The organism is Thiohalorhabdus sp. (genome assembly GCF_046545655.1).
In the GTDB taxonomy this organism is placed as follows: Bacteria; Pseudomonadota; Gammaproteobacteria; order Thiohalorhabdales; family Thiohalorhabdaceae; genus Thiohalorhabdus.
This window is the reverse complement of sequence record NZ_JBKGZG010000010.1, coordinates 51,070-62,235: the sequence shown is the minus strand read 5'-3', so window position 1 is coordinate 62,235 and position 11,166 is coordinate 51,070. Positions and strand designations below refer to the sequence as shown.

The following is an 11,166-nucleotide window of genomic DNA, read 5'->3' as shown; positions in this document are numbered from 1 at the left end:
ATCCCACGAACCGTTTACTTCTCAAGGCCCGGTGACTGTCCAACGGAATGGGTCCGCCCCAGGACACCTGAAAGCCCTGGGGGGGTGGCACAGGGCGGGGCAGGGATCGATGCCAAGAAGGGGCGCTGGAGGGCGGGGCAAGGCGAATCCCCTGGAGGTTCCGCGTGCCGCCCTCGCTGCGGAGGGATGGTGGCCCTTCCATCAGCCGCCGGGAGGTTCCGGCGGCCGGTACCCTGTGGCTTTCTCGATGAGGTTACTGGTTCGCTGCACCGCGGCCTGCCATCCCAGCTGGTCCCGCAGGATTCTCCGGGTTTGCAGCGTTACCTCGCGAGGGAGCTCCAGGTCGAGCAGGGCGGGGTCCCGGCTCAGTTCGTCCAGGGAATAGACCGGCAGGTTCAGGTCCCTATAGAACCTGTACAGGGGGTTGCGGTTGTGGAGGAACACCTTGGCCCCCATGAACAGCATGAGGGAGATGTTCCCCGCTGCCTGCTGCCGGATGTGGTTCATGATTATGTTGGAGCAGCTGCGAATCTTTTCCAGATATTCCTCCGGGGGCAAGAAAAGCCGCAAGGGGGTGAAGTTGTCTCCGAAACGCTGTCTGCCGTCCTCCATAACCCAGGAAGCGTAGCACGGGTTCCCGTAGCTTAACGGACAGATGATCCTCCGTTCTGCATGGGGTAGGGATTCGATCAGCTTGAATGCCTCGATGTGATTGTTGGAGAAGGAGGCGCTGTTTCCCAGAAGGATGTCCTTTCCCGTCGTGTTCTTGTGGTTTTCTATTTCCTCGAAAAACCCGGAGTTCAGGCTGTACCTCCAGTCCACGAATTCCGGCCCTTCGCTGTTCAGCTTATGGGCAATGATCTCGTGCTCCCTTTTCAGGACGGGGGCGAAATAGCGCACCTTTTTTGCCAGGTCGCTTTTTCTCCGGTTTTTCTGCGTGATCCGGTCCATCCATCCGCTACTGGAGTCCTTGGGGGCACGTTTCCGATTTTGGCAATATTCAAAGATTTCCAGGGTGTCCTCCATAAGGAAATGGCGCTTGTCTTCGAAAATAATGTCGTAGTAATCGAACCCCATACCCATCCAGGAGAATTTGGTCCGTTGCGGGGCATGGGCGATGACCTCCTGGTTGAACTTGTTCAGGGAATGCAGGACGACAAGGTCGTAGCCTTTCAGGGATCTCGTGAAAAAGGGGTCCTTGAAGCGGTAGGGGCTTATGGCCCGGGCCGGGGCCTTCTTGATGTATCGAAACCTTTTCTCTTCCGTCGGAACGAACACGGTATTGGAGGAAGGGACCGCCTCCTCGAACTGGCAATAGGCCGAGTCGATGAACTTCTCGTCCGGCGCGATATGGGCGATCTTGAGCTTTTCCGGCATGGAGGGGTCGCTCTTTCGCTGGTTCCATGGGCGCAGGCTAGGCGCTCTTGGCCGGGGAAACTTCGGCGAGCAGGTAGTGCTCCATGTTGTCCATCATCTCGAGCATTTCCTCCATAGTTCGGAACCGTAGGATCAGGGTCCCGAGGGTGTCCTGGGAGCCGCTGAATTTCCGCACCGACTCGCCGGGCCTGGCCCAGATGTTCTGCTCCACGGCCCTTTCGCCGATCTCCTCCGAGACCCACAACCGCTCCAGGACGCCGTCCGTCTGGGCGTGGACGATGTGGGAGGCCCAGAACCCCGAAACCGGGGTGGGTCCAATGGCTCGACAGTCCTCGCCCAGGGCCGCCTCCACCGTGTATTTGATGAGGTCCATCCCGGTGGCGTACCGGTTTACCTCCGGGATCAGGTTGCCGCCGTTGCGTGGGCCCACCTCCAGGAAGTACAGGTCGCCCTCCGCCGTGAACACCAGCTCGATGTTCAGGGCCCCGTTCCGGAAGCCCGCTGCGTCCAACAATCGTTGGGTTTGGCGTTCGGCCGTTTCCCGTTGTTCCGCCGACAGAGTAGACGGAAAGCTGATTCCCGCCGGCACGATCCCGTTGCATTTGGGGTCCGTATGCTGGTTCGACCAGCAGCAGAACCGCAGCTCGCCGTCCACCACGAAAGCGTCGGTGTCGATCTGATATCCCTTCCTCTCGATAGCTTCTTCCACCACCACCCGTCCGGATCGGGAGAACGTCTCCGCTCGGGCGTAGGCTTCCGGAACCTCCTCGGGTTCCCGTACCCGCGAGACCCCCTTGCTGCCGGAGGAGTCCGCCGGCTTGACGAAGCAGGGGCCCCCCAGGAGCGCGGCGAACTCCCGGGCCGCCCCGGCCTCCATGAAGGTCTCCGAGCGGGGGGTGTTGAAGCCGTTCTTCTCCAGAAAGCGCCGGAACCGTTGCTTGTCCGCGAGGGTCTGGACGGTTTCGTAGGGGTTGGAGGGCAGACCGAGATGGTTTCCCACGTAGGCGGCAGTGGGGGCCGCCGGATCCGAGGCATAGGCCACGATCCCGTCGATGCCCAATCGGCGGGCGAGGGCAAGGACCCCGTCGGCATCCGTGGTGCTCACGTTGTGGCATTCATGGGCGAGCTGATGGCCCGGATTGTCCGGGCGGTTGTCAACGGTAATTACATAGTGGCCCGTCCGCCGTGCATACCGTATGGGCGGGGTCTGCATCGGGCTTGCCCCGAGGAAGATCAGCCTGCCCATGAGGACAGCTCCTTTTTAATGGTTTCGCAGATGAACCGGACCGTATGGTCCCCGAGGCCGGGGTACACCGGCAGGCACAGCACCCGCGCGGCGGTCGCCTCCGCATTCCGGAACCGCTGCTCGGCGTGGTAGGGGGGGGCGGTGCTCAGGGCCGGGTAGAAGTAGGGGCGACAGTGGATATCGGCCCGTTCCAGGGCACTCCACAACCGGTCCCGGGCCCCCTGGTCCTCGAGGAGGATGGGCGCATAGGCGCCGTTTCTAGTGGCATCGGGACTCCAACGGGGAAACTCCACCCATCCCTGCAGCGCGGTTTCGTAGACCCGCAGGATTTCCCCGCGCCGGGCCAGGATGTCCGGAAGGTCCTCCAGCACCGCCAGCCCCATGGCCGCCTGAAGCTCGCTCATCTTGGCGTTCCCGCCGGGGTAACGGATGGTCCCGGAGTCCTGGTCCATGCCGAAATTGATCAGGCTGCGGGCCCGCTCCTCGGCCTCTTTCTCCCGGAACACGATTCCCCCGCCTTCGCCGGTATGGAAGAGCTTCGTGGCGTGAAAGCTCAGGGTGGCGGCGTCCCCCCATCGGAGGAGGCTTGCCCCATCCTGGTCCACCCCCAGGGCATGGGCCGCGTCATAAACGATTGCCAATCCCCTGCGCCGGGCCAGCTCCCCGAGGGCGCGCACATCACAGGGGTTGCCATAGACGTGCACCGGTACGAGGGCGGTGGTGTGCTCGGTTAGGGCCTGCTCGGCGGATGCGGCGTCGAGGTTCAGCGTAACCGGGTCGATATCCGCGTAGCGGGGCAGGACCCCCACGTTGCTCAGGGCAGCGCTGGTGGCCACGAAGGTGAACGGCGTGGTTACGGCCTCCCCCGCGATGTTCAGCGTCTTTACGGCCACGCTCAGTGCCAGGGTCCCATTGGCCACCAAAAGCATATGGTCGATGCCCAGGAAATCCTTCAGGCGCTCCTCCAGCTCCCGAACCAAAGGCCCGTTGTTGCTGACCTGTCCGACCTCGTAAATGCGCTCCAGATAGCTCCACAACCTACCGCGGTCCGGCAGGTACGGGCTGCCCACGGTGATCATCCGTGTGTGTTCCTTTCGCCGGATGCCGAAGCCGCTGCCGGCTTGTGGGTGGTTGCGAATTGGCAATCCCTGTCCTGTGCCGCCCAAGGAGCCGCGCATCCCGAATCCGGGAGCGGAATTGGTTGAGGAAATTTACGGTTGCGGGTCTGCGGTACCGCTTGTGTAAAGGTTGTCGAAGAAAACTGTCGGTTTCGTTTAAGGGAAAATGCCTTCGTCGGTGCTCGGTACCCTAGGAGAAAGGGTACTTTCATAATTCACTGGGTTGGATTGGGGTCTGCCCGGATCCCCTCCTGTCGTTGCATCAGGTTGATCGAAGAAAAGTGCCCGAATTCATTCAGGCATGTTGGGGGTCGCAGGGCCGGATTGAAAGAGACGGAATGGGTTAGGGTGGTTTTCGTGGATGGAATCGGTTCATTCCATTCGTCCCCTGTAAGGCGTCCTTGCTTCCAAAAGGACGTATGGAAGGCTTCCAGAACGGAAGGTGCCTATGGTTGGTTTGCCGGGCGGCCGCGGGCCCAGGGTGCTGGTGATCGCCATGAGGAGCCCCCTTCGGGGGCCCATATGTCGGGGGGTTCGGGAAGGAGGAGGGGAGGTGGTGGGGATTGCCGAAAAGCCAGTCCCGACGGGGAAGCGACCCGTAATGTGGGGGCCTTCTTCGGCGGGGTCCCCCGACGGGCCCGCCGGGAGGGTGCCAGGGCCCAGGTACGCCATAGCGGACGGTTCCGAACGGGAGCAGTTGGCCGCCCTGGTGGAGCGGCTTCGGCCGGACATGGCCGTGGTGTCCCGATGGGGCCTGCTTTCGCCGGAGCTCATCCGTGCCTTTCCCCTGGGGATCCTGAACACCCATCTTTCCCTACTCCCGGAGCTGCGGGGGAAGCATCCGACCGCGGGGGCGCTGCTCGCCGGTTTGCGGAGGACGGGGGTCAGCATCCAGTTCATGCAGGAGGGCATCGATACCGGGCCGGTTCTTCTGCAGCGCCCCTTTCCCATTGTGGACGGGGACAGGGAGGAGGAGGTCACGGCCCGGGGTGCCTCGCTCCTGGCCCACATGTACAGGCACGCGATCGCGGGGATCCGGACCGGTCGCTACCCGGAGGGCCGGTGGGGATCCACGGGGATGGAGTGCCACTTCAGCTGGAGACGGCAGTTCGGCTCCGAGCCGCCGAACAGGCTTCCGGTGGATTGGACCGCCCCCGCCTGGCTGATCCAGCGTGTGATCCGATTCCGGAGCTGCTACACCAGCCTGGACGGTTGGGATGTCACGCTCCGGCGGGCGCGCCCCGACGAAGCTTTCCCCGAGGATGGCCGTTCAGGGGCACCCGGGGAGGTTTTGGCGGTCCGGGGGCGGTGGATGCGGGTAGGGACGGGTCAGGGAGTGGCGGAGCTTGAGGTAGACGCTCCCGCCGGAGATCTGGCCCCCGGGGTCCGCTTCGAAAGCGCGCGATGGCCCCGGTGGAGGGAATTCGTGGACTGGGTGGAGGCCCTGCCCCGGGAGGTCAAGCGCACTGGAACTGCCTGCCGGGCCTAGCCCTTGGCTATTCAGTGTCCAAATCATACCCCTCCGGGAGCGCCCGCCCGAGGCGGGCGGCCAGGGCGGCGTTGGCCTCTCCGAGCCGCGCCATCAGCCAGTGATACAGCGGAGTGTCCGTTTCCATCCGGGTTCCGGAGGGGGCCGGCGCGATAACCCGGGCGCGGGCCTGGGCCTCCTGGATCAGCATCCGTTTCTTGCGCACGTCCCGGTAGATGTCCAGGTCGAGCAGCTCGCGGTCCCGGCCATGGGCGGTGCGCTGCCGATGGAGGGTGGCGTGCTCGAAGAGGAGGTTGCCGAAATCGTGCCTCACGCTACGGTTCAGGGCCAGCTTGTGGGCGAGCACCTGGGAGGAAAGCGAGGGGTTGTGGTGCTCCAGGGCCGGGCTTTTGTCTGAAATTCCCAGGAGCCCGGCAATGGCCCCGGTCAGCTCATAGCCCCGTTCGGTGGTCTTCAGCGAGCCGTCCCGCTCCCGGTATTCCTCCAGGAAGCCGATGCGGAGGTTGGATTCCCCGAAAACGCGGGCATAGGATTCCACCAGCTGGTCGTAGCATAGATCCGGAAAGAAGTTCCGCTCCCGGAACTTGTAGATGTATTCGAGGAACTCGCCCCATCCCATGGGCAGGCCGTGCTTGACGTATTCGTTGTAAAGGGACTGCAGGAGGTGGTCCTGACGGCGCAGCAGGGCGAATACGGTGGTACCGGGTCCGAAGATCTCCCGCAGGCGCCTTGCCAGGGTCCGCGTGTCGGCCATGTCGGGGGTGAACCGGAAGGACAGCCATTCCAGGGACAGGACGAGGGCCTTTTTCCCCGCGCCTGCGGCTCTGTCCGCATGCTCCCGGATCTTTTTTCGGGCAAGATCCCGCTCCTTTTCGAATACCTCTGCCCGGGCGTACAGCAGGAGGTGCTCGAAAATCCGCTCGGTTTCCGTATCCGCATAGCCGATCTCCCCATCCGACCCCACCCCGAGGTACAGGACTTCCGGGTGCTTGGCGAAAAAATCTTTCTGTAGGGAGGTGGTTACGGTTTTGGGTATGCCGATGTGGATCAGGGTGTTCATGGGGCTTCCCGGGGTGTGGGAATCGGGGGGTGCCTTGCCCCTGTCCGCGAAGGGCACGAAATGTCGGCAAGGGTCATGGAAACCATCCCCACAGGAGTCCCGGACGATGTCAAGGAGATGGGTTGGCCGCCGAATACCAAGGGGAACCCAAAACCTGAAGGGGGCTCACCACCTTCTCTGGGGCCAGGGAGTTGACCGGGGCAGGGGAAGGACGCCAGGGCGACTTGTCCCGGTTTCGGTTTGTCCCTAGGGTCATAGAAGAGCCCCTGCAACACGGGGGCATAGAGAGGTACAAAACCTTCTTCTTTCTCATCGGAAAGGGAAGTCAATGCGGCAGATAGCGAAGCTCGGGCGGATCCTGGCGGCTCCCTTGGCGGTTCTGGTCGTCCTGGCCTCCATACCGGCCTCGGCCGGGGCAGGCCTCGTGTCCACGGAGCAGGTGGTCCAGGATTCCCGGATGGAAGCGGAGCGGGCCCGGGTGCAGTCCTTCCTGGAGCGCAAGGATGTCCGCCAGCAGCTGGAACGGCTCGGGGTAAGCGCCGAGGAGGCGTCCAAGCGGGTGGGCAGCCTCACGGATGCCGAGGTGCGCCGAATCGCGGGAGCCCTGGACCGCGAGCCGGCCGGGGCCGATGGTTTGGGGACCCTGGTTGGTGGGGCGATATTCGTCTTCATCGTCCTGCTGATTACGGATATCGCCGGCTTCACCGACGTGTTTCCCTTCGTCAAGAAGCCCTAGGCCCGTGCCCGGCTGGCGGATCGGGGGCATCCTGGCGGCGGTCCTGCTCTCCGCCTGCGCCCACCTGGAAAGCGACCGCCTCCGGGAGGAGGCCGGCAGGCTCCCCGACCGGGCCCAGGTCGCGGAGGTGCCCTTCTACCCGCAGGAAGCCCACTACTGCGGTCCGGCCTCCTTGGCCATGGTCCTGTCCTGGTCGGGCCACGAGGTGGGGCAGGGGGAGGTGGCGCCGGAGGTGTTCACCCCCGACCGGGACGGCAGTTTCCGTAACGACATCCTGGCCGCCGCCAGGCGGCGCGGGCGTCTGGCCATTCCGGTGAAGGATCTGGAAGGGGTGCTGGCCGAGGTGGCCGCCGGCCATCCGGTGCTGGTCTTCCAGAATCTGGGCCTCGACTGGCTGCCCCGGTGGCACTACGCGGTGTTGGTGGGCTACGACCTCGGCAAGGGGCAGGTGGTGCTGCACACCGGCCGCCGGGAAGCCCGGGAGGTGGCCCTTTCCACCTTCGAGCGCACCTGGGAGCGCGGGGGTCGATGGGCCCTGGTGGTCCTCCCGCCGGGGGAAATGCCGGCCACCGCGGGGCCCTTCGCGGTTCTGGAGGGGGGAGTGGGTCTGGAACGGGCCGGCCGCCATGCGGCGGCCGAACGGGCCTACGCCGCCGTTACGCGGCGCTGGCCCGACCGGGTGGAGGGGTGGATCGGACTAGGGAACGTCCGGTATCACCAGGGCGAGCTGGAAGGCGCGGAGTCGGCCTACCGGGAGGCCGTGCGCCTCGAACCCCGGAAGGCGGAGGCCTGGAATAACCTAGCCCTGGTGCTCGGGCGGTCCGGCCGGACCCGGGCGGCGCGGGAGGCTGCCCGGACCGCCGTCCGCCACGCCGGCGGGGAGCGCAAGGAATACCAGGACACCCTGCAAGAACTGGAAGGTGCCCCGGGAGAAGCGCAAAGATAACCTGAGTCGTCGGTTCCTCCCGGGCGCGGGAGACCGTCGTAGGAGATCAACCCGTGTGGCTCCGGCCAAGGAGGTGGATATGCGCATTACGGAAGGAATGGGATGGACCGCGGTGGCCGCAGTGCTGTTGGGAGGACTCGCGGGGCCGGCTCACGCCGGCGACGCTGCCGCCGAGCTGCGGGACGCGGATGGCCAGGAAATGGGGGAGGTGGAGCTGAAGGAGAGCCCCCACGGGATCCTCGTGCACGCGGACTTGGAGGGGATGCCGGAGGGCACCCACGCCTTCCACATCCATGAAACGGGCCAGTGCGAGCCGCCGTTCAAATCCGCCGGCGGGCATTTCAATCCGGAAGGCAAGGCCCACGGGTTCATGAGCGAGGAGGGCTACCACGCCGGGGATATGCCCAACATCCACGTCCCCGGCTCCGGCGACCTGGAGCTGGAATACTTCGCGCCGGGCGTGAAGCTCGATGAGCTCCTCGACGACGATGGTGGCGCCATCTTGGTACACGAAGGCGCCGACGACTACAAGACCGACCCCGCGGGCGACGCCGGGTCCCGCATCGCCTGCGGCGTGATCGAGGACTAGGACTTGCCGGGGGCGCGGCCACCGCCGCCGCGACCCCGTTCCCCGTGCCCCTCCTCCAGCTCCTGCCAGTAGCTTCCCGTCCAGATCTCCGCTGGCCGAAACCGGTCCTTGTAGGCCATCTTGCCGCAGTCCCGGATCCAGTAGCCCAGGTAGACATGGGGGAAGCCTTCCTCCCGGGCGTGGGCGATCTGCCAGAGGATGGCGTAGGTCCCCAGCGAGCGCCGGCCCTCCTCCGGGGCGAAGAAAGTGTACATGGCGGAAAGGCCGGTGGGCAGGAAGTCGGTTATGGCCACCGCCAGCAGGCGCCCCCCGGGCTCCCGGAGCTCCACCAGGCGGGTGTCCACCGGGGAGGTCAGGCAGGCCCGCTCGAACTCCTTCGGCTCCCGGAAATCCATCTCCCCGCCCGGATGGCGGTTTCTCTGATATCGGCGATAGAGTTCGAAGTGCTCCGGGTCGAGCTCCGCCGGGCGGATCCGCGCATGGAGGTCGGCATTGCGCCTCCAGGTCCGCCGCTGGCCGCGGTCCGCCAGGAATCGGTCGGCGGGGATGCGCAGGGATTCGCAGGCGCTGCAGCCCGGGCAATGCGGGCGGTAGAGCCGCGGGCCGCTGCGCCGGAATCCGTACCGGATGAGCTCGCCGTACAGTTGGCTATCCACCGGCACCCCCGGGTCGTAGACCGCGGAAACCGCCGTCCGGTCGGGCAGGTAGGGGCATTCGTAGGGAAAAGTGGCGTATAATGTCATGCCTGGGATTGGCCGATGGGGCTTGGTTGACACCCTGGCGGACCGGACCTAGGGTGCGTAAAATCGGGAATTTCCTGTCTACGAGCCAACCATGATACCGCAGTAGCCGTTTCCGGGTGGCGGCTCCGGCCCGCCGCCTTCAAGCCTATATACAGGAGCGAGCCTTGAAGCTCACTGGCGCAGATATCGTCGTCCGATGCTTGCAGGAAGAGGGAGTGGATACGGTCTTCGGGTACCCCGGAGGGGCCGTGCTCCACGTATACGATGCCCTGTTCAAGCAGGACCGCGTGCGCCATGTATTGGTTCGCCACGAGCAGGCCGCCATCCATGCGGCCGAGGGGTATTCCCAGGCCACCGGCAAGGTGGGCGTGGGCCTGGTGACCTCCGGGCCCGGGGCCACCAACGCCGTTACCGGCTTGGCCACCGCGCACATGGACTCGGTGCCCATGGTGGTGATCACCGGCCAGGTGCCCACCGCCATGATCGGCAACGACGCCTTTCAGGAGGCGGATACCGTCGGCATCACCCGGCCGTGCACCAAGCACAACTTCCTGGTGAAGGACGTCAGCGAGCTGGCCTCCACCATCAAGAAGGCCTTCTACATCGCCTCCACGGGGCGCCCGGGGCCCGTGGTGGTGGACATCCCCAAGGATGTCACCGCCGCGGAGTATGAGTTCGAGTATCCCCAGGAAGTGCATATGCGCTCCTACAACCCCACCATCAAGGGGCACTCCGGGCAGATCAAGAAGGCCGTGGAGCTTATGCGCAACGCCGAGCGCCCCATGGTTTATACCGGCGGCGGCGTGGTGCTCGGGGATGCCGCCGAGGAGCTGACTCAGCTGGTGCGCAAGCTCAACTTCCCCATCACCAACACCCTGATGGGGCTGGGCGGCTATCCCGGCGACGATCCGCAGTTCGTGGGCATGCTGGGCATGCACGGCACCTACGAGGCCAACATGGCCATCACCCACTGCGACGTGCTGGTGGCCATCGGTGCCCGCTTCGACGACCGGGTCACCGGCAAGATCGAGCGCTTCGCGCCGCACGCCAAGATCGTCCACGTGGACATCGACCCCGCCAGCATCTCCAAGAACGTGGAGGTGGACGTGCCCATCGTCGGGCACGTGCAGTCCGTGCTGGAGGAGATGAACCAGATCGTGGACCGGGAGGGCCCCGGGGACACGGCGCGGTTGCAGCCCTGGTGGGATCAGATCAACGAGTGGCGCGGCCGCGACTGCCTGAAGTACGACCGCGACAGCGGCCTGATCAAGCCGCAGTTCGTGCTGGAAAAGCTCTACGAGGTGAGCGAAGGCAACGCCATCATCACCTCCGACGTGGGCCAGCACCAGATGTGGGCGGCGCAGTTCTACCACTTCAAGCGCCCCCGGCAGTGGCTCAACTCGGGCGGCCTCGGCACCATGGGCTATGGCCTGCCCGCGGCCCTCGGCGCGCAGATGGCCTACCCGGATGCGGCGGTGGCCTGCATCACGGGGGAGGGCAGCATCCAGATGAACATCCAGGAGCTGTCCACCGCCAAGCAGTACCGCCTGCCGGTGAAGGTGATCAACCTGAACAACGGCTACCTGGGCATGGTGCGCCAGTGGCAGGAGCTGTTCTACGAGAGCCGCTACGCGGAGTCCTACGTGGACGCCCTGCCGGACTTCGTGGCCCTGGCCGAGTCCTACGGTCACGTGGGCCTGCGCACCGACAAGCCCGGGGACGTGGAAGGCATGCTCCGGGAGGCCCTGACCACGGACCGGCTGGTGTTCCTGGATTTCGTGGTGGACCCGGCCGAGAACGTCTATCCCATGGTTCCGGCCGGTGCCGGCCTGGACGAAATGGTCCTGGTGTGAGGGGCGCCC

10 protein-coding genes are annotated in these 11,166 nt (G+C 65.2%); 5 read left to right on the top strand and 5 right to left on the bottom strand.

Features of this window, described 5'->3' with window-relative positions:
• Positions 1–201 precede the first annotated feature (201 nt).
• The 3 genes from ACLFRB_RS03980 to ACLFRB_RS03970 are packed head-to-tail and all read right to left on the bottom strand — an operon-like array spanning position 202 to position 3,702.
• The gene (locus tag ACLFRB_RS03980; protein ID WP_411067706.1) at positions 202–1,377 is read right to left on the bottom strand and encodes a TDP-N-acetylfucosamine:lipid II N-acetylfucosaminyltransferase; all 1,176 of its coding nucleotides are present in this window, start codon (positions 1,375–1,377) and stop codon (positions 202–204) included.
• A gap of 37 nt (positions 1,378–1,414) precedes the next feature.
• Positions 1,415–2,623, bottom strand: coding sequence for an acetyl-CoA carboxylase biotin carboxylase subunit family protein (locus tag ACLFRB_RS03975; protein WP_411067705.1), 1,209 nt, complete (start codon positions 2,621–2,623; stop codon positions 1,415–1,417).
• Positions 2,611–3,702, bottom strand: coding sequence for a DegT/DnrJ/EryC1/StrS family aminotransferase (locus ACLFRB_RS03970; protein WP_411067704.1), 1,092 nt, complete (start codon positions 3,700–3,702; stop codon positions 2,611–2,613). The genes ACLFRB_RS03975 and ACLFRB_RS03970 overlap by 13 nt, the downstream gene beginning before the upstream one ends.
• Positions 3,703–4,189: 487 nt before the next feature.
• On the opposite strand from ACLFRB_RS03970, the gene ACLFRB_RS03965 reads away from it, so the two are divergent.
• The gene (locus ACLFRB_RS03965) at positions 4,190–5,230 is read left to right on the top strand and encodes a methionyl-tRNA formyltransferase (RefSeq protein ID WP_411067703.1); all 1,041 of its coding nucleotides are present in this window, start codon (positions 4,190–4,192) and stop codon (positions 5,228–5,230) included.
• 7 nt (positions 5,231–5,237) lie between these two features.
• Here the strand turns inward: ACLFRB_RS03965 and ACLFRB_RS03960 are convergent, their stop codons facing one another.
• Entirely contained in the window at positions 5,238–6,290 is a 1,053-nt protein-coding gene (locus tag ACLFRB_RS03960; RefSeq protein ID WP_411067702.1) for a hypothetical protein, read from the bottom strand.
• A gap of 328 nt (positions 6,291–6,618) precedes the next feature.
• Between ACLFRB_RS03960 and ACLFRB_RS03955 the strand changes: the two genes are divergently transcribed.
• The 3 genes from ACLFRB_RS03955 to ACLFRB_RS03945 all read left to right on the top strand — a co-directional run bounded on the left by ACLFRB_RS03955 (position 6,619) and on the right by ACLFRB_RS03945 (position 8,561).
• Positions 6,619–7,026, top strand: a complete 408-nt coding sequence (locus ACLFRB_RS03955; RefSeq protein ID WP_411067701.1) for a PA2779 family protein — start codon at positions 6,619–6,621, stop codon at positions 7,024–7,026.
• A gap of 4 nt (positions 7,027–7,030) precedes the next feature.
• Positions 7,031–7,972 carry a PA2778 family cysteine peptidase gene (locus ACLFRB_RS03950; protein WP_411067700.1) on the top strand — a complete coding sequence of 314 codons (942 nt, stop codon included), beginning with the start codon at positions 7,031–7,033 and terminating at the stop codon, positions 7,970–7,972.
• Positions 7,973–8,051: 79 nt separating this feature from the next.
• On the top strand, positions 8,052–8,561 hold the full coding sequence (locus ACLFRB_RS03945) for a superoxide dismutase family protein (protein WP_411067699.1): 510 nt from the start codon (positions 8,052–8,054) through the stop codon (positions 8,559–8,561).
• Here ACLFRB_RS03945 and ACLFRB_RS03940 read toward each other — a convergent pair.
• Positions 8,558–9,304, bottom strand: coding sequence for an arginyltransferase (locus tag ACLFRB_RS03940; protein ID WP_411067698.1), 747 nt, complete (start codon positions 9,302–9,304; stop codon positions 8,558–8,560). The two genes, ACLFRB_RS03945 and ACLFRB_RS03940, sit on opposite strands and share 4 nt — an antisense overlap.
• A gap of 164 nt (positions 9,305–9,468) precedes the next feature.
• Here ACLFRB_RS03940 and ilvB point away from each other — a divergent pair, with 164 nt between their 5' ends.
• On the top strand, positions 9,469–11,157 hold the full coding sequence (ilvB, locus tag ACLFRB_RS03935; protein WP_411067697.1) for a biosynthetic-type acetolactate synthase large subunit: 1,689 nt from the start codon (positions 9,469–9,471) through the stop codon (positions 11,155–11,157).
• Positions 11,158–11,166 lie beyond the last annotated feature (9 nt).

Coding starts and splice junctions, on each gene's coding strand:
- ACLFRB_RS03960 (WP_411067702.1), bottom strand. CDS start 6,290: ATGAACACCCTGATCCACATCGGCATACCCAAAACCGTAACCACCTCC.
- ACLFRB_RS03965 (WP_411067703.1), top strand. CDS start 4,190: ATGGTTGGTTTGCCGGGCGGCCGCGGGCCCAGGGTGCTGGTGATCGCC.
- ACLFRB_RS03980 (WP_411067706.1), bottom strand. CDS start 1,377: ATGCCGGAAAAGCTCAAGATCGCCCATATCGCGCCGGACGAGAAGTTC.
- ACLFRB_RS03940 (WP_411067698.1), bottom strand. CDS start 9,304: ATGACATTATACGCCACTTTTCCCTACGAATGCCCCTACCTGCCCGAC.
- ACLFRB_RS03945 (WP_411067699.1), top strand. CDS start 8,052: ATGCGCATTACGGAAGGAATGGGATGGACCGCGGTGGCCGCAGTGCTG.
- ACLFRB_RS03970 (WP_411067704.1), bottom strand. CDS start 3,702: ATGATCACCGTGGGCAGCCCGTACCTGCCGGACCGCGGTAGGTTGTGG.
- ACLFRB_RS03975 (WP_411067705.1), bottom strand. CDS start 2,623: ATGGGCAGGCTGATCTTCCTCGGGGCAAGCCCGATGCAGACCCCGCCC.
- ACLFRB_RS03955 (WP_411067701.1), top strand. CDS start 6,619: ATGCGGCAGATAGCGAAGCTCGGGCGGATCCTGGCGGCTCCCTTGGCG.